The following is a 22096-nucleotide window of genomic DNA, read 5'->3' as shown; positions in this document are numbered from 1 at the left end:
TGTAAAATGGCAAGATATATAGGCCCTAAAAGTAAAATCGCTCGTAAATTTGGGGAAGCGATTTTCGGTGAAGATAAGTCTTTTGCTAAGAAAAACTATCCTCCCGGACAGCATGGAATTAATCGTAAGAGAGCAAAACGCTCTGAGTATGCAATCCAGCTACAAGAAAAACAAAAAGCAAAATATACCTATGGAATTTTGGAACGACAATTCCAAAATATGTATGAAAAGGCGCGCCGTAGCAAAGGAGTTACCGGTGAAGTATTGCTTCAACTCTGTGAAGCTCGCTTGGATAATGTAGTATATCGTATGGGGATAGCCCCTTCTCGCCGTGCTGCTCGTCAGCTTGTTTCTCACCGTCATATTACTGTTAATGGTGAAGTAGTGAATATCCCTTCTTACTCTCTAAAGGCAGGAGATATTGTAGGAGTACGTCACAAGTCACAATCGCTTACTGTGATAGAAAATGCCTTAGCAAGTAACAGCTCTGTATATGAATGGATTACTTGGAATCCTGAAAAAATGGAAGGTACTTTTGTGGCACTCCCTCAGCGTATTCAGATACCTGAAAACATTAAAGAACAATTAATCGTAGAGTTGTACTCTAAATAATATTAGTCAGCAGTCAGATTATGGCATTATTCAATTTTCAAAAACCAGATAAGGTTATCATGATTGAATCCTCCGAGTTCGAGGGCAAGTTTGAGTTTCGCCCCTTGGAACCTGGTTATGGACTCACCATTGGTAACGCATTACGACGAGTGATGCTCTCCTCCTTAGAGGGCTACGCAATCACTTCGGTTAAAATAGATACAGTAGAACATGAATTCTCCACAATCGCAGGGGTAGTAGAAGATGTTACTGAAATTATTTTGAACTTGAAGCAAGTGCGTTTCAAACTGCAAACAGAAGGAACCGATCATGAAAAAGCATCCATTTCTGTAACAGGAAAGAAACAATTGACTGCGGGTGATTTTCAAAAATTTATAACAGGATTTCAAGTACTGAACCCCGATTTGGTAATTTGTAATATGGAACCCGAGGTAGAAATCAAAATGGATATTACCATTGATAAGGGTATGGGATATGTTTCCGCTGAGGAAAATGCCAAACCTAATATGCCTGTGGGAACCATCCCTACTGATGCTATTTTTACTCCTATTAAGAATGTAAAATACAGTATTGAGAACTATCGAGTAGAACAAAAAACCGATTATGAAAAGTTGATTTTTGAAATCAAAACAGACGGGTCTATTCATCCTAAGGATGCCTTAATGGAAGCGGCTAAAACATTGATTCATCACTTTATGCTTTTCTCTGATGAGCGTATTACTATTGAACCAGAAGAGGTGGTACAGCCAGAAAGCTATGATGAAGAATCTTTACACATGCGCCAACTCCTTAAGACCAAATTGATTGATATGGATCTTTCTGTACGCGCACTGAACTGCCTCAAAGCAGCCGAAGTAGATACTTTAGGGGATTTGGTTTCTTTTACTAAAACTGATTTGATGAAATTCCGTAACTTTGGTAAAAAATCACTTACTGAACTTGATGAGTTGGTAGAAAGCAAAGGACTTACTTTCGGAATGGATCTGTCAAAGTACAAATTAGAAAAAGAATAGTAAATTCTGTTATAATATATTAATTCAACGAAAATGAGACACGGAGATAAAATAAATAATTTAGGAAGAACCGCCGCTCATAGAAAATCTATGTTGGCGAATATGGCTTGTTCTTTAATACAGCATAAGCGAATCAATACTACTTTGGCTAAAGCTAAAGCTTTGAAGATATTTGTAGAACCTTTGATTACCAGATCTAAGGAGGATACTACACATAATCGTCGTATAGCATTCAGCCGATTACATAGCAAATATGCCGTTACTGAACTTTTCAAGAATATTTCAGTGAAGGTAGCTAACCGTCCAGGTGGATACACCCGTATCATCAAACTTGGTAACCGATTGGGAGATAACGCTGAGATGGCTCTTATTGAATTGGTAGATTATAATGAAGCAGGATACTCACCTAAGGGAACTGCTAAGAAAAAATCTACTCGTAGGGGACGAGGAGGGAAAAAGGCAGCAGAGCAGCCTACTCCTGAAGCGCCACAGGCAAAGGAAGAGACTTCCTCTGAAGCATAAAATAAAAACCGCCTTAAACATAGGGCGGTTTTTTGTTGTAAAATGTCTTGAAAAAGTGTACCTTTGCTTCTTAAAGTAACAGGTAATGACAAGTATCAAGCAAAGAGAAGAATTACAAGCCGCTATTTGGAAGATAGCCAATGAAGTACGCGGCGCGGTAGATGGTTGGGATTTTAAACAATTTATTTTAGGTACCCTTTTCTATCGTTTTATCAGCGAGAATTTTACTAATTTCATCGAAGGTGGCGATGAGAGTGTGCAGTACGCTCAGCTGCCCGATGAGGCTATTACCCCTGAAATAAAAGACGATGCTACGAAAACTAAGGGTTATTTTATCTACCCCTCTCAGTTGTTTGTAAATGTAGCCAAAAATGCGAATACCAATTCCAATCTCAATACCGATTTAGCGGCTATCTTCTCGGCTATCGAAAGTTCCGCCAATGGCTACCCCTCTGAAGCAGATATCAAAGGACTGTTTGCCGACTTCGACACTACCTCCAACCGCCTTGGCAATACCGTTGAGGAAAAAAACAAACGCCTCGCCGCGGTAATTAACGGAGTGGCAGGGCTTAGTTTTGGCGATTTTGAAAACCACCAAATTGACCTCTTTGGCGATGCTTATGAGTTCCTCATCTCTAACTATGCTGCCAATGCAGGCAAATCGGGCGGGGAGTTCTTTACCCCTCAGCATGTCTCCAAGCTCATTGCTCAGCTTGCCCTCCATGGGCAGTCAAGGGTCAATAAGATTTACGACCCTGCTTGTGGGTCAGGCTCTCTCCTACTACAAGCTAAAAAACACTTCGATGACTACCAGATAGAAGAAGGTTTTTTTGGGCAAGAAATCAATCATACCACCTACAACTTGGCTCGTATGAATATGTTCCTGCACAATATCAACTATGACAAGTTTGATATTGCTTTAGGCGATACGCTTATCAACCCTTGTTTTGGTGATGAAAAACCTTTTGATGCCATCGTTTCCAATCCTCCTTATTCGGTGAACTGGATAGGTAGCGACGACCCTACCCTTATCAATGACGACCGTTTTGCGCCAGCAGGTGTATTAGCCCCAAAATCCAAAGCCGACTTTGCCTTTGTCTTGCACTCCCTCAGTTACCTTTCCGCTAAGGGGCGCGCCGCCATTGTGTGTTTCCCTGGTATCTTCTACCGTGGAGGTGCCGAGCAGAAAATCCGTAAATACCTCATCGATAACAACTATGTAGAAACCGTTATTGCCCTACCACCCAACCTTTTCTACGGCACCAGCATTGCGGTAAATATATTGGTACTTTCCAAACACAAACCCGACACCCGAACCCAATTTATCGATGCCAGTGGTGAGGACTTTTTTAAGAAAGAAACTAACAACAACGTACTGACCGATGACCATATAGCGCGTATTGTTAGTATTTTTGCTGACAAAGAGACGGTACCTCACACCGCTGTGCAGGTAGACAACGAGCAGATAGCCGAAAATGACTACAACCTATCCGTTAGTTCGTATATAGAAGCAAAGGACACCCGCGAGGTGATAGATATCAAGCAACTCAACGCCGAAGTAGCGCAAACCGTAGTGCGGATTAATGAACTGAGGACTGATATTGAGGGAATTATTAGAGAAATAGAAAACCAATAGATAAATATGGAAGCTCAAAAAGAAGATATCATACTTTATCAGCGTGAAGATGGTGCGGTACAGATAGATGTAAGGGTAGAAGGTGAGACAGTGTGGCTTACACAAGAACAGATGGCCACATTGTTTGGAAAGGGACGTACTACCATAACAGAGCATATCTCTCATATTTTTGAGGAAGGAGAATTGGATGAAAAAGTGGTATGTCGGAAATTCCGACATACCACTCAACACGGTGCTATAGAAGGAAAAACTCAAGAAAGAGAAGTAAAATATTACAATTTAGAAGTTGTTATTTCTGTGGGTTATCGTGTTCGTTCTGTACAAGGAACACGCTTTAGGCAATGGGCTACTGAGAGATTAAAAGAATACATTGTAAAAGGTTTTACGATGGATGATGAGCGCCTAAAAGGCAATGGAGGTGGAAATTATTGGAAAGAGCTCCTCAATAGAATACGAGATATCCGCTCAAGTGAAAAGGCGCTATACCGCCAAGTGCTCGATTTGTATGCTACCAGTAGGGATTACAACTCTAAAAGTGAAATAACCCTTACTTTTTTTAAAATAGTACAAAACAAACTGCATTATGCCTGTAGCGAGCAAACATCGGCTGAACTGATATCGCAGAGCAGATAGTACTAAAGATTTTATGGGGCTTACAACTTTTAAAGGAGCTTTGCCTACCCTAAACGAGGCTAAAATAGCAAAGAATTATCTTACAGAAGAAGAACTATTCCGCTTAAACCGTCTTGTTTCTGCCTTTTTTGATTTGGCAGAGCTTAAAGCACAAACACAAAGCCCCATGTATATGCAAGATTGGGTAGATGAATTAGATAAATTTTCAGCCAATTACGGCAAAGGAGTATTGAAAGGAGCAGGGACTGTCAGTCACGAACAGGCCGAGCAGAAAGCAATACAAGAATACCGAGCTTATGAAGCACGCACACTATCGCCTATAGAACAATCCTATTTAGAGAGTTTAAAAGCATTGGAGAAAAACACAGCTAAGCTATTGAAAACAAAACACAAATAACAATGACACAAGAACCAAAAATATTCCCTTATATAGAACATCTCCTGCAAGGCGCTGAAGTAGTATGGAAACCTCTGGGAGAGATAGCGGAATATGAACAGCCAACAAAATATCTAGTAAAGTCAAGTAATTATAAGGATATATATCCTACTCCTGTATTAACTGCTGGTAAAACATTTATTCTTGGTTATACAGATGAAACAGAAGGTATTTATAAGGCTTCTATAAGCCCTGTTATAATTTTTGACGATTTTACAACAGCTAACAAATGGGTAGATTTTGACTTCAAAGCCAAATCATCTGCAATGAAGATGATTACCTCTAAAAATGAGGAAGAGGTATCATTGAAGTATATTTATTATTGGCTAAACACTTTACCAAGTGAACTTATAGAAGGTGATCATAAACGACAATGGATTAGTAACTATGCTAATAAAAAAATCCCTCTTCCTCCTCTTTCTGTTCAGCAAGAGATTGTCCGTATTTTGGATAAGTTCACCCAGCTGGAGGCGGAGCTGGACTGCCGCAAGCGGCAGTATGAATACTATCGCAATAAGTTGTTGAGTTATGAAAGAAATGAAGTGGAATGGAAAACGCTGGGGGAAGTACTTTTATCAATAAAAACAGGATTGAACCCTCGACAGTTTTTTACATTAAATACCAGTGATGCTAACCACTATTACATAACAATTAGAGAATTAAAAGATGGTAAGATTATCCCTTCAGACAAAACAGATAAAATAAATGATGAAGCTCTAAAACTTTGTCAGAAACGTTCTAATTTAGAGGTTGGGGATATCCTTTTTTCAGGAACAGGGACAATAGGAGAAACTGCTATTATCAAAGAAAAACCTATTAATTGGAATATTAAAGAAGGGGTATATTCTTTAAAACCTAATCATTCTATGATAACATCTGGTTATGTTCGTCATATTCTGAGTAGTCAAAAAATAAAAGATAAAATTATAAGTAAATCAGCTGGAGGTACTGTGAAGAGTATACCGATGAAAGAACTCCAACAAGTTCAAATCCCTCTCCCCCCATTAGAAGAGCAACAACGCATTGCCTCTATTCTCGATAAGTTCGATACTTTAGTAAATTCTATCAGCGAGGGGCTGCCCAAAGAAATTGCCCTACGCAGAAAACAATACGAGTATTATAGGGAGAAATTATTGTCGTTCCCCTCGTAGGGGTCAATGGCAATTGACCCTAAATATTGAGGAAGGATTGTTGTTTGAAGACGAATTGCCTCACATACTCAGCTGCGCCAGCTCGCTGACTTTGCCCTTACAGATAAGATAAAATAAATTATAATCATATTATGACCTACAACACTATCGCCGAAACACAAAACTACATCGTTTTAGACAATTATACTAAGCTCTCTAAAGTGAGCGAAGCACCCGCCACTTACCAAAGCGAGAATGCTTTAGAACGCGAATTTATAGAGGATTTGGTAGAACAAGGCTATGAATACCTGCCGCAGCTTACTACCCCCGCAGCACTCTTGGCAAATGTGCGCACGCAGCTGCAAAACCTCAACAGCGTAATCTTTACCGATGCCGAATGGGCACGCTTTGTAGAGGAATATTTAGATGCCCCCAGCGATAACTTGGTAGAAAAATCGCGCAAACTGCACCGCGATTATATCTACGACTTTGTGTTCGACGATGGGCATATACAAAATATCTATTTGGTAGATAAGAAAAATATCATTCGCAATAAGGTACAGGTCATCAACCAGTTCGAACAGAAAGGCTCTCACGCCAATCGTTATGATGTAACGATTTTAGTGAATGGGTTGCCCTTAGTGCAAATCGAACTCAAAAAACGAGGGGTGGCTATCCGTGAGGCGTTCAACCAAGTGCATCGCTATAGCAAAGAGAGTTTCAACAGCGAGAGTTCTCTGTACAAATACCTACAACTCTTTGTCATTTCCAACGGTACCGATACCCGCTATTTTGCTAATACCGTAAAGCGTAATAAAAACAGTTTCGACTTTACGATGAATTGGGCAAAAGCCGATAATACGCTCATCAAAGACCTTAAGGATTTTACCGCTACTTTCTTCCAGAAAAACACTTTATTACAAGTGCTACTCACCTATTCCGTGCTTGATGTAAGCGACACACTATTAGTGATGCGCCCCTACCAAATAGCCGCTACCGAGCGACTGCTCTGGAAGATAAAAAGTGCCTATCAGGCTAAGCACTGGAGCTCTCTTGAGGGAGGTGGTTATATATGGCACACTACAGGTTCGGGCAAAACACTCACTAGCTTTAAGGCTGCCCAATTGGCTACCCAGCTCGATTTTATCGATAAAGTGTTCTTTGTGGTAGACCGCAAAGATTTGGACTATCAAACGATGAAGGAGTACCAACGATTTTCGCCCGACAGTGTAAATGGCTCAGGTAGTACTGCTGGACTCAAACAGAATTTAACTAAGAACGACCATAAAATTATTGTTACTACTATCCAGAAACTCAACAACCTGATGAGGAGTGAAGAGCATTTGCCGGTATACGACCAGCAAGTTGTCTTCATCTTCGATGAGGCACACCGTTCACAATTTGGTGAAGCGCAAAAGAACCTTAAAAAGAAGTTCAAAAAGTACTACCAATTTGGTTTTACAGGCACCCCTATTTTCCCCGACAATGCCTTGGGAAGCGAAACTACTGCCAGCGTGTTTGGTCGCGAACTGCACGCCTACGTAATTACCGATGCCATTCGCGATGAAAAAGTACTGAAATTCAAAGTAGATTACAACGATGTACGTCCACAATTTAAGGGTATAGAAACCGAGCAAGATGAAGCTAAACTCAGTGCTGCCGAAAACAAACGCCTCTTGCTACACCCCGAACGTATTAGGGAAATATCTACGTACATTTTGCGCAATTTCCGCCTCAAAACCCACAGGAATGAGGGCAGTAATAAGGGCTTCAATGCGATGTTTGCCGTTAGTAGTGTAGAGGCTGCCAAATGCTACTACCAAGAGCTCAACGCCTTGCAAAAAGATAGCGACCGACCGCTTAAGATAGCGACTATCTTTTCTTATACTGCCAATGAAGAACAAAATGCTATAGGCGACATTACCGACGAAACTTTCGAACCTTCCGCTATGGACGTCAGTGCCAAAGAGTTTTTGGAAAAAGTCATTACCGACTATAATGCGATGTTTAAAACAAGTTTTTCATTAGAAAGCAAATCGTTTGAAAACTACTATCGCGATTTGAGTAACCGTGTGAAAAATCAAGAAGTCGACCTGATGATAGTAGTGGGTATGTTCCTCACTGGTTTTGATGCCCCTATGCTCAATACGTTGTTTGTAGACAAAAACTTGCGCTATCACGGACTTTTGCAGGCTTATTCTCGCACCAATCGCATCTACAACAGCACTAAGAGCTTTGGTAATATCGTTACTTTCCGCGATTTAGAAAAAGCTACCATCGATGCTATTACCCTTTTCGGCGATAAGAGCACCAAGAATGTAATCCTCGAAAAAAGCTACCAAGAGTATCTTGAGGGCTTTACTGATATCATTACTGGTAAAGCTTGCCGAGGCTATAACGAAATTGTAAAAGAACTAAAAGAACAATTCCCCGACCCTGATGAAATTCACACTACAGCCGATAAGAAAGCCTTTGTAAAACTTTTTGGTGAATATTTGCAGGTGGAAAACATCTTGCAGAACTATGATGAGTTTGCCCATCTCAAAGCGCTACAAACGATTGATAAAAACGATCCTGAAGCGTTAAAAGCCTTTGCCGAGGAGCATTTCCTAACCGAAGAGCAAATCGCTTCTATGGTACAATTAGAGGTACTCAAAGAACGATTAGTGCAAGATTATAAATCCACTTATAACGATATACGTGATTGGGTAAGCAAGGAACGAGAGAATGCAGCGCAAGAAAAACAGTTAATTGACTGGGAAGAGGTGGTTTTTGAAGTAGATTTGCTCAAATCTCAAGAAATAGACCTCGATTATATCCTCGAACTCATCTTAGAACACCACAAAAAGAACAAAAACAAAGAGGCTTTAGTAGAGGAAGTGCGTCGCATTATCCGTGCCAGCATAGGTAACCGTGCTAAAGAAGGTCTTATTGTCGATTTTATCAACGAAACTAATTTAGATACTATTGACGACAAACCGACTATCATAGCAGCGTTCTTCACTTATGCCCAAGAGCGACAAAAAGCTGAAGCTGCCGAGCTAATCGCAGAAGAAAACTTAAATGAAGAGGCGGCTAAACGATATATACAGCTTTCTCTAAAACGAGAATACGCCAGCGAAAATGGCACTGACCTCAATAGCATTTTGCCTAAAATGAGTCCGTTAAATCCACAATATCGAACCAAAAAACAAACTGTCTTTCGCAAAATAGCTGCTTTTGTAGAAAAGTACAAAGGCGTAGGAGGTGAGGTATGATAATAGATTGACAAATGTTTTTTAAGTTTTTTTGGTCAGTATGTTTTTCTCAATCAATTAGTCATATAGACGAGCTAATTTCAAAAGTAAATGTGAAATAATTATATTGAAATGATAAATACTTTTCCACATAAGCAGGATAATCCCTAAAAAAGCCGTACCTTTGTGGCATAAAAATCATAAGTTATGTACGAAAAATACGAGCAGACAGCTCATTATATCCGACAATTTATTAAGGAACAGACCCCAGAATTTGCTATTATACTTGGCTCTGGACTATCTTCCTTACAGGATGAAGTAACCCCTATTGTGGAAATTCCCTATGCCGGCATTCCTAATTTCCCACAATCCACGGTAGAGGGACATGGTAACAAACTTATCTATGGTACTTTAGCAGGTAAGTATGTCCTTCTAATGAGCGGGCGTTTCCATTACTATGAAGGTTATCCCATGCAGGAGGTTACTTTTCCCATCCGTATTTTTCACCTTTTAGGAATAAAAAAACTCATTGTCTCCAATGCCTCCGGAGGGGTTAATCCTAATTTTTCTATTGGAGATATTATGGTAATTCGCGACCATATTAATATGTTCCCTGAGCACCCTTTGCGAGGCAGGAACTTGGAAAAATTTGGCACTCGTTTCCCTGATATGAGTGAGGCTTATAATCGTGCTATGATTACTCTTGCAGAAACTATAGCTAAGGAGCAGGGAACAAAACTTCAAAAAGGAGTATATGTAGGCTTGCAAGGACCTACTTTTGAAACTCCATCAGAATATGGTATGGTACGTGCCATAGGTGGAGATGCCGTAGGAATGAGTACTGTTCCTGAAGTAATCGTTGCTCGTCATCAGGGAATGAAGGTCTTTGCCCTCTCTATTATTTCAGATTTAGGAGGTGCTGGCATTGCTCCAAACGTATCTCATACAGAAGTACTCCATGCGGTGAATAATGCCATGCCGAAAGTATTGAACTTGGTGAGAGAGTTTGTAAAACGAGAAAATTCGTAAAATGAGATTAACTTTTTGAAAAGGCACTGAATAAAGTGTCTTTTTTTTATTCATAATAATTTATTCTTATTTTGTTTAATTAAAAATAAATCGTAAATTTGCAGCTTATTAAATATTTATATAAAATGAAAATGAGAATTTTGATTCCTGTTTTAGTAACAGGATTGTTCGTATTTGCCTCTTGTAGCAAAGAGGAAAGTAAAAAAGAAGAAAATAAGAAAGAGAAATCTGCTGTAGTGAATGCCTCAGGAACTGATTGGAAGTATTTCTCCTTTGCCAAAGGCAAGGAAGTTACAGTGGAAGACCCAAAGACTTCTTTGGATTGGGATATTGCTTTTAACCGTTATTATGTAAAGCTTAACGGAGGTGATTCAGGCAAAGGGCAAGCAGAGGTAATCAAAACAGATAAAACAGTCCTATCAGAGGTTAAAGAAGTACCTGCTTCTGGTTATAGTAAAGATAAGCAAGGAGTAATGTCATTAGGAATGCCTCCTAAGCCTACAAAAGGAAGTTTTTCTGCAACCATCTCGGGCGGTATAAAAGGAGAGAATACTACAGGCTATGTTACTATTGACATGGCTAATATGATGACAGGCAAGGGTGATATTTATGGTATAACCAAGTATGTATATGTGGTAAAAACGGCAGAAGGGAAGCCTTTGAAGCTACAATTTACCGATTATACAAGTAGTGAAGGAAAAGGAGGATATCCAGCTTTTAGCTATCAATTCGCTGAAGGAGGTAAATTTTAAATAAGGATAAAATAATCCATTTATTTTTTTTTATTCTAAATAAAATTGTATCTTTGCACCCACAAAATTAATAAAACTCGAAGTAAGATGAAAGTAAAATTTTTAGTGCCCGCACTTCTTGTAGGGCTCATGACCTTTACCTCTTGTAGTAAGGATGATAACAAAGAGGAACCTAAGCCAAAACCTACACCAGAAAAAACAGCAAAAGAAATTAAGAACTTAGATGCCTCCGATCAGCAGAAGTGGACTTATTTCTCTTTTGAAACAGGTAAAGTAGTAGAAGTAACCAATCCTAAAACAAGTGATAATTGGGATATTGCTTTTAACCGCTTTAATATCCGTACCAATGGAGGTGTATCAGGCATAGGAGAAGCTGAAGTAGTGAATACCAACAGCAAAGATTTCGCTGCCATTACCAAAGCCCCTGCTGAAGGTTATCAAAAGGATACAAAGGTTAATGAATATGGTCGCCCTTTACCTGGACAGACACAGCCATCTATAACAGAAGTAGAGAAAAATCCTGTAATCTCAGGAACTGTAGAAAGTACAAATCCTAAAGGTTGGTATAACTACAAACGCCCAAAAGAAGGGGAAAACGCTCCTCACTTTGAGATTACTAAATATGTATATGTACTCAAAACAGCTAAAGGAGATAAATATGTAAAAATCCAACTTACAGGATATACTAATGATAAAAATAAATCAGGGTATATTACTTTTACTTATGACTTCTTAAGGGAAAAAGAAGCTCCTAAGCCTGTAGAAAAAGTAGCTTTGGATTTCTCTGGTAATGAAGCAAAAGAAGTACAATTGGATGCCACTGGAGATTGGAAATATTTTTCCCTAAAAAATGGAGAGGTAACTCCCGTTAAACCAGAAGAAGATCTCTCTTGGGATATTGCTTTCAAGGGGTATTATGTGAGACTCAATGGAGGTACTTCTGGGAAAGGAAAAGCAGAAGCTTTGAGATTGGAGGAAAAAGATTTTGCTAAAGTTACAGAAACTCCTAAAAAGGGATTTGAAAAAGATAAAGAAGTTATCTTTAAGAGTATGAAAGGAACAGAATCAAAGGAAAATGTCTCTCCCGTACTTACAGGAGGTTTTGGTTCTACCACAGGGGCTATTCAAATCAATCCCTCTCCTGAATGGAGAAAGAAAAATGGAGGTGTATTTGGTCCTAACGAATGGGTATATGTTATAAAAACAGCTGATGGTACTTATGCTAAGGTACAGGTAACCGACTTCTACAAAAAGATAGGAGATAAAAAAGTGCCTAATTTTCCTAAGCTAAAATACCAATTGAGTAAAACTAAAAGCGAATAAAAGAAAATCATGAAAGTAAAATTATTATTTGCTACCTTATTAGCGGGGGTATTCACACTTAGCTCTTGTAGTAAGGATGATAATAAGGAAGAGAAAAAACCTGCTAATGTAAAGCAGGAGAAAAATCTCAATGCAGGACAAAAAAAATGGGTGTATTATTCTTTTGAAAAAAATGCTATTGTAGAGGTGGCTGACCCTCAAAATAGTTTGGATTGGGATATAGCCTTTTTTGCCTACTATGTAAAACTCAATGGAGGTGAGTCAGGTAAGGGAAAAGCAGGAGTTGTAAGAGTTGGAGGGAATGATTTTTCTGCTCCTATCGCTACATTGCCTAAAGAAAAAGAATATATACAGGATGCTAAGGGGGTAATGTATTATGGGAGTTACCCTAACCTAACAGAAAGGAATGACACTTTTTCCCATTTACTTTCAGGAGGTTTTGATACCAAGACAGGTTATGTATCACTTAATCCTAAAAACATGCAATCTAAAGGAGGTAAGTGGCCAAATGTATATGCTCCTACCAAGTTTGTCTATATTATTAGAACCGCCAAGGGAGCTTTTGCTAAATTCCAAGTAACGGATTTCTATAATGATAGAACACAGGAAAACTATCCTTCTTTCCAATATATCCTCAGTGAGGATGGCAAGTTTTAGATAATAATACCTTTCTAATCTATGTGAATTGATAGAATTGCTATGTCTTTCCCAAGTATAGCAATTCTATTTTTCTTTCAATAAAAAGATTCAATAAATGTCAAAGATTTTCATTATTATAGGCTGCTTTTTTTCTCTGTTGAGTGTGAGGGCACAATATTCCTTTTCAGGGAAAGTTATTGATTGTCAAACGAAAGAACCTTTATCAGGGGTGACTATAGAGCTTACTTCTCTGAAGAAAAAGCTACAAACAGATGTTCAGGGACGGTTTTCTTTTCAAGGCTTACCCAGAGGGACTCATCATTTTTATGTAACTCAAGATGACTATGAAGGCAGTTTCTTTAAAGTATCTCTAAAAAGAGATGAGAAAAATTATATTTTTACTCTTTGTAGAAATAAGGAAGTAGAGGTAGGAGAAGTAGTAGTAACTGCTACCCGTACCGAGCGTAATCTTAAGAATGTACCTATTACAGTACAAGTGATAACCGCTAAGGATATACAGAAATCTCAGGCTCCTGACTTCCAATCTTTTTTGGAAAATGAATTTTCAGGGATCAACTTTACCTATAATGGAGGAATGCCTAATATTAATATGATGGGCTTCGGAGGTAAATATGTTCTTTTCCTTATGGATGGAGAACGCATGGCAGGGGAGACTTTTGATAATATTGATTATGATCGTATAGATTTGGATAATATTGAGCGTATTGAGATTATCAAGGGAGCATCTTCTTCTCTTTATGGTTCTAATGCACTGGGAGGGGTAATTAATATTATTACTAAGGAAACACAAAAGCCCTTAGAAATGAATGTAGGATATCTTTATAATACTAAGAAAGACCATAAAGCGAACTTATCCTTAGGAACTAAGCAAAAATGGGGAAGCATCCGTCTTTCCTCTTTCTATAATTTTAGAGAGCCTTATATTCTAACAGACAAGGAGCCTCTGAAAACCTACAAAAAGGATTCCATTATATATTCTGAGAAAGGAGAACTTAATGTTGCAGGCTATACCAATTATGGATTTACTCCTAAAGTAAGATTGGATTTCTCACCCAAATGGAATCTGACACTTACTCCAAGTTATTATTTTAGTGAACGAAATTCAGGGACAGAATCCTCTAAAAAGTTAAGAGATCGCTATTATAACTATACGATAGCACTTAAGTCCGATTACAAGATAAAGGAGGATAAAACACTTAGCCTTTCAGGAGCGTATGACCGTTATGATAAGTTTAAGTATTATAGAATTCTGAAAGAGAAAGATAAGAACTATGAAAATTCTATTTGGCGAGCAGGTGGGCAGTATAACCAGTCACTCTATAAAAAGCATTCTTTAGTAGTAGGGGCTGAGATGTCCTCGGATGAACTTTTAAGTTTCCGGTTTAATAATACGGGAACTGAAGCTAAAAAGAATGCTCAAAATTACACTCTTTTTACTCAGCAAGAGTGGGCTCTTTCTGATGCATTTACTTTAGTAACAGGAGTGAGAATGGACTATCATTCTCTTTTTAAGGGATTCCTCACCTATCGCTTGTCAGGAATGTTTAAGATAGAAGCCTTTACCTTTCGTGGAGGTTATTCTACAGGCTTTCGCTCTCCTACGTTAAAAGAACTTTATACTAATTGGTTTCATCCCTGGGGAGGAGGATTTCAGATTATGGGAAATAAGGATTTGAAGCCTGAGAAGAGTAATAATATTAACTTTTCTGTAGATTTTAATGCTAAGAAATGGAATATTACAGCCATGACTCAGTATTCCAAAGTGAAGGATAAGATTGCTTATCATTGGTCACGTTCTAATGATACCATTCGTTATATCAATTTTGATGGAAATACGGACATTATAAGTTCTGAATTTTCAGGAACATATCGTCCTAACAAATCTTTCCGTTTTAAAGGATCTTATGCCTATTATGTAACAAGCAAAAGTAGGGATGATGTACGTCCTCATACCTTCACTCTAAAAGCAGAATACGTAGAACAGACAGATATGAAATATCTCCCTAATATCATCCTTAGTGGGAAATATGTGAGTGAAACCAATATCTATGAGGAAGGAGATGCCTATACATATTATCCTTCTTATAGTATCTGGCGGCTACAATTCTCTAAAAAATTACCTTATCATCTTACCTTGAATGCTGGAATAGATAATCTTTTTGATTATATAACTAAGACTACGAGTTTTTACTCCAGCGTTTCACCCGGAAGAACCTACTTTGTGGGGTTAAAATGGAATTTGTAAATAAATAAAAAAGTATATGAAATATATTTATAATGTTACTTTTCATATAGAACAGGAAGTATTCCCTCAGTGGCAATCTTGGATAGAGCAACATTTTGATCGGTTGCTCAAGGAGAGTGAATTCCTACAGATAAGGCTTTTGCAGATACATACAGAACATGTCCAGAGTAAGGCATTCAGTGTGCAATATGAGGCAGATACAAAGCAGGCAATCACTCATTTTCAATCTGCTTTGGAGGAAAAATATAGGAGAGAACTCTTTTTACAATTTGGAGAAAAAGTACTTACTTTCGCTACTTTGCTTACGGTGGAGAAGGAAGTAAAGAAGTAGAAAATGTTAAATTTTGAGATTGTGAATAAAAAAGTTTTTTTTCATTTGTCAATTCAAAAAAAAGCAGTACCTTTGCACCTCAAAAATAAGAAGAAATATCAGAAAATATGAAAAAAGAAATACATCCCTCTAATTATCGTTTGGTTGTTTTCAAAGATATGTCCAATGATGATATTTTCATCACTAAGTCAACCATTGAAGCTAAAGATACTATTGAAGTAGATGGAGTAGAATATCCTTTAGTGAAATTGGAGATTTCTCGTACCTCACACCCTTATTATACAGGGAAGACAAAGCTTATTGATACAGCAGGACGTATAGATAAGTTCAAGAGTAAATATGCTAAATTTCAAAAATAGTAAAGGTTTTTCATAATAAATAAGTTTTAAAATTATTTTGGCAAACTCCTTCCTTTGCTGGGAAGGAGTTTTGTTTTTAGGAAATTTTAAAAAAAATAACAATTAACCTTGTTCTCTATAAAAAAAAGTGTAATTTTGCCCTTATTTTAAAAACCATGAAATTATGGATTTAGGACTTATCATAACATACATTGTCACAGCAATTTATTGTTTGTCATTGGTGCTTATCTTCTTCTATAGTTTGACTATATTAAACCTTGCTGTTAACTATTTGAAGAATAAAAATCAAAATAGCGAAGCACCTAAGTTCAATTTACTTGATCCCAATGAAATTCCTTATGTTACTGTACAGCTTCCTATTTATAATGAGAAGTATGTAGTACCAAGGCTTTTGGAGAATATTGCTAAGTTAGAATATCCTAGGAACAAATTGGAAATACAAGTATTAGATGATTCTACCGATGATTCAGTGGCAGAGACCGCGCGAATTATAGGAGAATTGCAGAAAACAGGCTTAGATATTGTTCATATACGTAGGGAAAAACGAGAAGGTTTTAAGGCAGGAGCTCTTAAGTATGGAACCGCTATTGCTAAAGGAGATTTTCTTGCTATCTTTGACGCTGACTTTCTTCCTAAACCTGATTGGCTCAAGCAAACAGTTATCTATTTCAAGGATGAGCATATAGGAGTAGTACAAACCCGATGGGGACATATCAATCGTAATTATTCTCTACTAACTAAAATACAGGCATTGGCTCTGGATACTCACTTTACTTTGGAGCAAGTAGGACGTAGTAGTAAAGGACACTTTATTAACTTTAATGGGACTGCAGGTATTTGGCGTAAGAAAACAATCTTGGATGCAGGTAATTGGGAGGGAGACACTCTTACAGAGGATTTGGATTTGAGTTATCGAGCACAACTTAAGAACTGGAAATTTAAATATTTGGAAGATGTAGAGACCCCAGCAGAACTTCCTGTAGTAGTTTCTGCAGCACGCTCTCAGCAATTCCGTTGGAACAAAGGAGGTGCTGAGGTATTCAGAAAATCCGTTCGTAATGTATTGGCTTCCAAGAATATTAGTTGGAAAACAAAGTTTCATGGAGTAATGCATTTGCTTAATAGCTCTATGTTCCTGTATGTGTTCTTAGTAGCAGTATTGAGTGTGCCAATGATGTATATTAAGAGTATCTATCCACATTTGGCTTGGGTATTTAAGGTAACTAGTTTTTTTATGGTTAGTACCTTGATATTATTCTGTTGTTATTGGATTACTTATAAAAATATTCAAGGGAAAACGTTTGATGATTTTGTGGATTATATCAAGCTATTCTTTAGTTTCTTCTCAGTAGCTTTAGGTTTTTCTTTGCATAATGTAACGGCTGTATTGCAGGGTTATTGGGGTAAAAAGACAGAATTCGTTCGTACACCTAAGTTCAATATCAGTTCCTTGAAGGACTCTTGGAAGGGTAATAAGTATATTAATAAAAAGCTTTCTCCCAATATGATTCTGGAATTTCTCCTTATGTGTTATTTCTTATTTGGATTGTACAGTGGTATTAAGCTTAATGACTTTGGACTCTTTCCTTTTCATTTGATGCTTACCTTTGGATTTGGATTTGTTTTCTATAAATCACTTATACCAAAGGCATAATAAACAAAATTGGTTTTTATTGTAGAGTAAGGCTTTGTTTGGAAAAATGAAGCCTTATTTTTTCGTTTTTCGTTTTTCATTTTTCACTTTAAGTTGTATCTTTGTGCCTTATTATTTAAGATGAATTTTATGAAGATATTAGTTTGTATTAATCAGGTGCCGGATACCACCTCTCAGATAAATTTTACTGCAGACCATAAGGCTTTTGACCCCTCTGGAGTGCAGTTTGTGATTAATCCTAGTGATGAAGCTGCCCTAATACGTGCTTTACAACTCAAAGAACAAAGAGGGGCTCATATTACTTTAGTACATGTAGGACTTTCGGACAGTGAGCCGGTGTTGCGTAAGGCATTTGCTTTAGGAGCAGATGAAATGATTCGGGTGGAGACAACACCTATGGATGGCTTCTTTGTTGCTCAGCAATTAGCCCCTATTGCTAAAGACTACGAAGTTGTATTCTGTGGGAGAGAATCTTTAGACTATAATGGAGGTATGGTAGGAGGGATGTTAGCCTCTCTGTTAGATTTTAATTTTGTAGATGATGTAATTGCTTTTTCATTGGAAGGGGCTATAGCCAAGATTACCCGTGCAATTGATGGAGGTAAGGAACTTTTGGAGAGCCCCTTACCTGTAGTAGTAGGTATCCAAAAAGAGATTATCCCAGAGGAGGAAATACGTATTCCTAGTATGAAAGGGATTATGATGGCTCGCAAAGCCCCTTTACAAATAATTTCACCGGTAGAGGCTACCACACAACCAGCTATTGACTCTTTGGAAAAGCCAAAGGGGAAAGCCCCTATAAAAATGATTTCTCCGGATAATTTGGATGAATTGATAGAAGAACTTCACGATAAAAGAAAATTATTTTAAGCAAAAAATATGATTTTAGTATATACAGAATACCATAATGGACAATTTACTAAAAAAACATTAGAAACTATCTCTTATGCTAGAGCATTGTCCAAAGATATAATAGCCCTTACAATTAATGTAGAAGATCCTATTATTTTGCAACAATATGGAGTAAGTAGAATCATAAGGGTAACTAATCAGGAACTTTCCGTATTTCAGGCAAGAGCTTATGTGGATCTCATCAGGCAAATAGTTCAGAAAAAGCAAGTAAGTACAATACTGTTACCAAGCTCCGCTAATACACGTTATATGTCCCCTATGTTAGCTATAAAATGGGGAGCAAGTTATCTATCAAATGTAAGTTCACTTCCTAAGGAAGGTAAGGTACAAAAAGTGATTTTTTCCTCTAAAGCAATAGCTTGGATTCCTATTGCGTCTAAGCAAGTGATGACTCTTTCTGGGAATATCGTGGAGGTAACAGAAGCCCCTGTACAAGCTACTATAGAGGATTTCTCTGTAGAATTCTCTAAGGAAGATTTTCCCATTAAGCATTTGGAAACGCAGAAGTTTACTAATAAGATTTCCATAGATGATGCTTCTATTGTAGTTTCTGGGGGTCGTGGTATGCAAACTCCTGAAAATTGGCATATAGTGGAGGATCTTGCGGATGCTTTAGGAGCGGCAACGGCTTGTACAAAGCCTGTGTCTGACATGGGATGGCGCCCTCACAGCGAGCACATTGGACAGACAGGGAAGCCCTTAGCTTGTGATTTGTATATTGCGCTGGGAGTATCGGGAGCTATTCAGCATATAGCAGGAGTAAGTGCCTCTAAGGTAAAAGTAGTTATTAATTCCGATCCTGAAGCACCTTTTTTCAAGGAGGCAGATTATGGAATTGTGGGCAACCTTTTTGACATAGTCCCTAAACTCACAGAGAAGATTAAGAACTTACCTAAATAATTGTATCTTTACTTTTAATTCTATGATGAATATCACCAAGGCTGTAAAACATTTGATAATTGCCAATATATTATTCTTTTTATTGGCACAGTTCCTGCCTGGATTACAGATGAATGCAGCTCTCTATTACTTTGAGAATCCGAACTTCCATTGGTGGCAGATATTTTCTCATTTGTTTATGCATGGTTCTCTGGCACATATTTTCTTTAATATGTTTGCCCTATATTCTTTTGGAGCCCCTTTGGAAAGCTACTTTGGAAGTAATCGTTTTATTGTGTTTTATTTTGCTTGTGGGATTGGAGCCGCCCTGTTACATACCGCAGTGAATTACTATGAATTTCATTCAGGAATAGAACTGTTACTTAAGGATGGATATACATACGACCAGATAACCAGTATGCTTGACCAGGAGAAAGTATATACTCATTGGAAAGACTTACTCCCAGAGAAAACGCTTGATAGTATGTGTAGTGCCTATATTTCTCCAGCGGTAGGAGCCTCTGGAGCTATTTATGGGATATTAGTAGCCTTTGGAATGCTTTTCCCAGATGCCAAGTTGATAATGATCTTCTTACCTATTCCTATTAAGGCAAAGTATTTTATTCCTATCCTAATAGCCTTAGATTTATTCTCTGGAGTTACCAAATTTCCTATCTTTGGAGGAAATATTGCTCATTTTGCCCATGTAGGGGGAGCTCTGATAGGTTTTATCCTGATGAAAATATGGCAGAAAAACTCTTTTAATGGCAAGCGATTGTATTAGTAAAATGAACTCGGTAATTACTAAAATATTTGCCAAACATTCTCTTGGAGTGGTCTATATATTACTTGTTGGGTATTTGTGTGGATACTTATTTCCTTCTATCATAGCATTCCTGTGGCAAACAACAGATCCCTTTATCAGAGATATGTTTGCTCTCTCACAGAGTTTCTCCGCTTTGATGGGAAAACCGTGGACATTACTTGCTTATAGTTTTTTTCATACAAGTTTTGGACATTGGTTCTTTAACATGGTCATGCTTTATTTTGTGGGAATATTATTTATGAATCTCTTTTCTCCTAAGCGATTTTTAGGAATCTATGCTATGGGAATTATTATGGGAGGTCTATTTTTTATACTTACTTATCAACTATTTCCTGTTTTTTCACAAAGAGAGGATTTTCTTTTAGGTGCTTCAGCAGGGATTATGGCAGTTCTAATATTTTTATCCACTTATACGCCATTCTATAGGATTTACTTGTTTGGGATATTCTCATTGCCCTTATGGATTTTAGGTGCTTTATTGATAATTATTGATTTGGCAAGTATTCCTATTAGTAATGCAGGAGGGCATATTGCCCATTTGGGAGGAGCCCTTGCGGGATGTTTGTATGCTTTATATCTTAAGAGGAATATTTCCTTCCTTTCGCTTAAGAGAAAGAAAAGACAGTCTTCTCAAGGGAGATATCCTAATAAGGCAACAGAAGAACGTATAAATGCTATTTTGGATAAGATTACCAAGAGCGGCTATGATAGTCTTACGAGAGAAGAAAAAAAATATTTATTTTTGGCAAGCAAAGAGAATGCTAATCAATAACTTTTTTGAATGCAACTTGTAACAGATACAACACACTTTCAATCCCCTAAGGAGAGTACCCTTACCATTGGGACATTTGATGGTATACATATAGGGCATCAGAGAATTATTGCCCAAGTGGTGGATACTGCAAGGCAGAGGCATCTTATTCCTACAGTACTTACATTCTTTCCTCATCCGCGTATGGTTCTGAATCCGTCCGCTCCTATCGCCCTTATACAGACCATAGAAGAACGGGCTAACCTACTGGAGAAATATGGAATAGAACAGTTAGTGATACAACCTTTTGATAAAGAATTTGCTTCTCTTACAGCGGAAGATTATGTAAAAGAAGTTTTGGTAAAGAAACTTAAAGCAAAGGTAATTATTATAGGCTATGATCATCGTTTTGGCAAGAATCGTTCAGCAGGAATAGAAGAGCTTAAAGCATTTGGAGAGCAGTATCATTTTGAAGTAATTGAAATTCCTGTACAGGAAGTGGATTCTCTTTCAGTAAGTTCTACTAAGATACGCAATGCCCTTAATCAAGGAAATATAGAACAGGCTACCCATTACTTAGGATATCCTTTTTCTCTTTCAGGCAAGGTAGTTCATGGACAAAAGATAGGACGTACTTTAGGATATCCGACGGCTAATATACAAGTGGCAAATACTCATAAACTCATTCCAAAGATTGGAGTGTATGCTGTGTATAGTATTATAGAAGGGGAAAAAATATATGGGATGCTTTCTATAGGGAAGAATCCTACTATTGAAGGGAAAGGAGAAAGCATAGAAGTCTATTTCTTTGACTTTGATAAGGATTTGTATGAAAAGGAGATTAGGGTTTATTTTGTAGCTTTTTTACGTGAAGAAGTCAAGTTTCATTCATTAGAAGCCCTGAAAACACAGTTGAAAATGGATGAAAGTATTGCCAGACAATACTTTGTATAGAGATTATTTAGGACTTATTGTTATAAGAAGCTGGTTATCATTATTTTATAAAAATAGAAGAAATCTATACAAATATAGAAAAAAATAATGAGAAACTTGTGGAGGAAAGAGAAAACTGTTATATCTTTGCACTGTAAAAGTTGAAAAGATAAATTGTTTTTCATATATTAGATTTTGTGGTTAGAATTGGTAAAAGAGAGCCT

The 22096-nt window shown here is 37.6% G+C and carries 19 protein-coding genes and 1 pseudogene; all 20 read left to right on the top strand.

The window, feature by feature from the left end:
* Positions 1 to 6: 6 nt before the first annotated feature.
* A complete protein-coding gene (gene rpsD, locus VJJ03_RS00285; protein WP_009744658.1) occupies positions 7 to 612 on the top strand; it encodes a 30S ribosomal protein S4 in 606 nt (201 codons plus the stop codon).
* A 20-nt stretch (positions 613 to 632) separates the two neighbouring features.
* Positions 633 to 1625 (top strand): DNA-directed RNA polymerase subunit alpha, encoded by a 993-nt coding sequence (locus tag VJJ03_RS00280; protein ID WP_009744657.1) that lies wholly within the window; start codon positions 633 to 635, stop codon positions 1623 to 1625.
* 33 nt (positions 1626 to 1658) lie between these two features.
* Positions 1659 to 2147, top strand: a complete 489-nt coding sequence (gene rplQ, locus VJJ03_RS00275) for a 50S ribosomal protein L17 (protein ID WP_009744656.1) — start codon at positions 1659 to 1661, stop codon at positions 2145 to 2147.
* Positions 2148 to 2232: 85 nt separating this feature from the next.
* Positions 2233 to 3783, top strand: a complete 1551-nt coding sequence (locus VJJ03_RS00270) for a type I restriction-modification system subunit M (RefSeq protein ID WP_323973137.1) — start codon at positions 2233 to 2235, stop codon at positions 3781 to 3783.
* A gap of 6 nt (positions 3784 to 3789) precedes the next feature.
* A pseudogene (locus tag VJJ03_RS00265) lies at positions 3790 to 4813 on the top strand (virulence RhuM family protein).
* Positions 4814 to 4815: 2 nt separating this feature from the next.
* The gene (locus VJJ03_RS00260) at positions 4816 to 6003 is read left to right on the top strand and encodes a restriction endonuclease subunit S (protein ID WP_323973135.1); all 1188 of its coding nucleotides are present in this window, start codon (positions 4816 to 4818) and stop codon (positions 6001 to 6003) included.
* A gap of 131 nt (positions 6004 to 6134) precedes the next feature.
* Complete coding sequence (locus VJJ03_RS00255; RefSeq protein WP_323973133.1) at positions 6135 to 9239, top strand: type I restriction endonuclease subunit R; 3105 nt, start codon at positions 6135 to 6137, stop codon at positions 9237 to 9239.
* Between the two features lie 186 nt (positions 9240 to 9425).
* A complete protein-coding gene (locus VJJ03_RS00250; protein ID WP_009744651.1) occupies positions 9426 to 10247 on the top strand; it encodes a purine-nucleoside phosphorylase in 822 nt (273 codons plus the stop codon).
* A gap of 125 nt (positions 10248 to 10372) precedes the next feature.
* Positions 10373 to 10999 (top strand): HmuY family protein, encoded by a 627-nt coding sequence (locus tag VJJ03_RS00245; RefSeq protein WP_009744650.1) that lies wholly within the window; start codon positions 10373 to 10375, stop codon positions 10997 to 10999.
* Between the two features lie 87 nt (positions 11000 to 11086).
* Positions 11087 to 12322, top strand: coding sequence for an HmuY family protein (locus VJJ03_RS00240; RefSeq protein ID WP_323973131.1), 1236 nt, complete (start codon positions 11087 to 11089; stop codon positions 12320 to 12322).
* A 9-nt stretch (positions 12323 to 12331) separates the two neighbouring features.
* On the top strand, positions 12332 to 12979 hold the full coding sequence (locus VJJ03_RS00235; protein ID WP_323973129.1) for an HmuY family protein: 648 nt from the start codon (positions 12332 to 12334) through the stop codon (positions 12977 to 12979).
* Between the two features lie 97 nt (positions 12980 to 13076).
* Positions 13077 to 15227, top strand: coding sequence for a TonB-dependent receptor (locus VJJ03_RS00230; protein ID WP_323973127.1), 2151 nt, complete (start codon positions 13077 to 13079; stop codon positions 15225 to 15227).
* A 16-nt stretch (positions 15228 to 15243) separates the two neighbouring features.
* Complete coding sequence (locus VJJ03_RS00225; RefSeq protein ID WP_009744646.1) at positions 15244 to 15558, top strand: DUF4286 family protein; 315 nt, start codon at positions 15244 to 15246, stop codon at positions 15556 to 15558.
* A gap of 107 nt (positions 15559 to 15665) precedes the next feature.
* Positions 15666 to 15917, top strand: a complete 252-nt coding sequence (locus VJJ03_RS00220; RefSeq protein WP_009744645.1) for a type B 50S ribosomal protein L31 — start codon at positions 15666 to 15668, stop codon at positions 15915 to 15917.
* Between the two features lie 163 nt (positions 15918 to 16080).
* Positions 16081 to 17571 (top strand): cellulose synthase family protein, encoded by a 1491-nt coding sequence (locus VJJ03_RS00215; protein WP_009744644.1) that lies wholly within the window; start codon positions 16081 to 16083, stop codon positions 17569 to 17571.
* Positions 17572 to 17700: 129 nt separating this feature from the next.
* Positions 17701 to 18441, top strand: a complete 741-nt coding sequence (locus VJJ03_RS00210) for an electron transfer flavoprotein beta subunit/FixA family protein (protein ID WP_323973124.1) — start codon at positions 17701 to 17703, stop codon at positions 18439 to 18441.
* Between the two features lie 9 nt (positions 18442 to 18450).
* Positions 18451 to 19383: an electron transfer flavoprotein subunit alpha/FixB family protein gene (locus VJJ03_RS00205; RefSeq protein WP_323973123.1), complete on the top strand. Its 933-nt coding sequence runs from the start codon at positions 18451 to 18453 to the stop codon at positions 19381 to 19383.
* Positions 19384 to 19405: 22 nt separating this feature from the next.
* Positions 19406 to 20146 carry a rhomboid family intramembrane serine protease gene (locus VJJ03_RS00200; protein WP_009744641.1) on the top strand — a complete coding sequence of 247 codons (741 nt, stop codon included), beginning with the start codon at positions 19406 to 19408 and terminating at the stop codon, positions 20144 to 20146.
* Positions 20127 to 20960 carry a rhomboid family intramembrane serine protease gene (locus VJJ03_RS00195; RefSeq protein ID WP_323973120.1) on the top strand — a complete coding sequence of 278 codons (834 nt, stop codon included), beginning with the start codon at positions 20127 to 20129 and terminating at the stop codon, positions 20958 to 20960. The genes VJJ03_RS00200 and VJJ03_RS00195 overlap by 20 nt, the downstream gene beginning before the upstream one ends.
* 9 nt (positions 20961 to 20969) lie before the next feature.
* Entirely contained in the window at positions 20970 to 21893 is a 924-nt protein-coding gene (locus VJJ03_RS00190; protein WP_323973118.1) for a bifunctional riboflavin kinase/FAD synthetase, read from the top strand.
* Positions 21894 to 22096 lie beyond the last annotated feature (203 nt).

This window comes from Capnocytophaga sp. G2 (genome assembly GCF_035282625.1).
In the GTDB taxonomy this organism is placed as follows: domain Bacteria; phylum Bacteroidota; class Bacteroidia; order Flavobacteriales; family Flavobacteriaceae; genus Capnocytophaga.
This window is presented reverse-complemented; position numbering and strand designations above follow the sequence as displayed.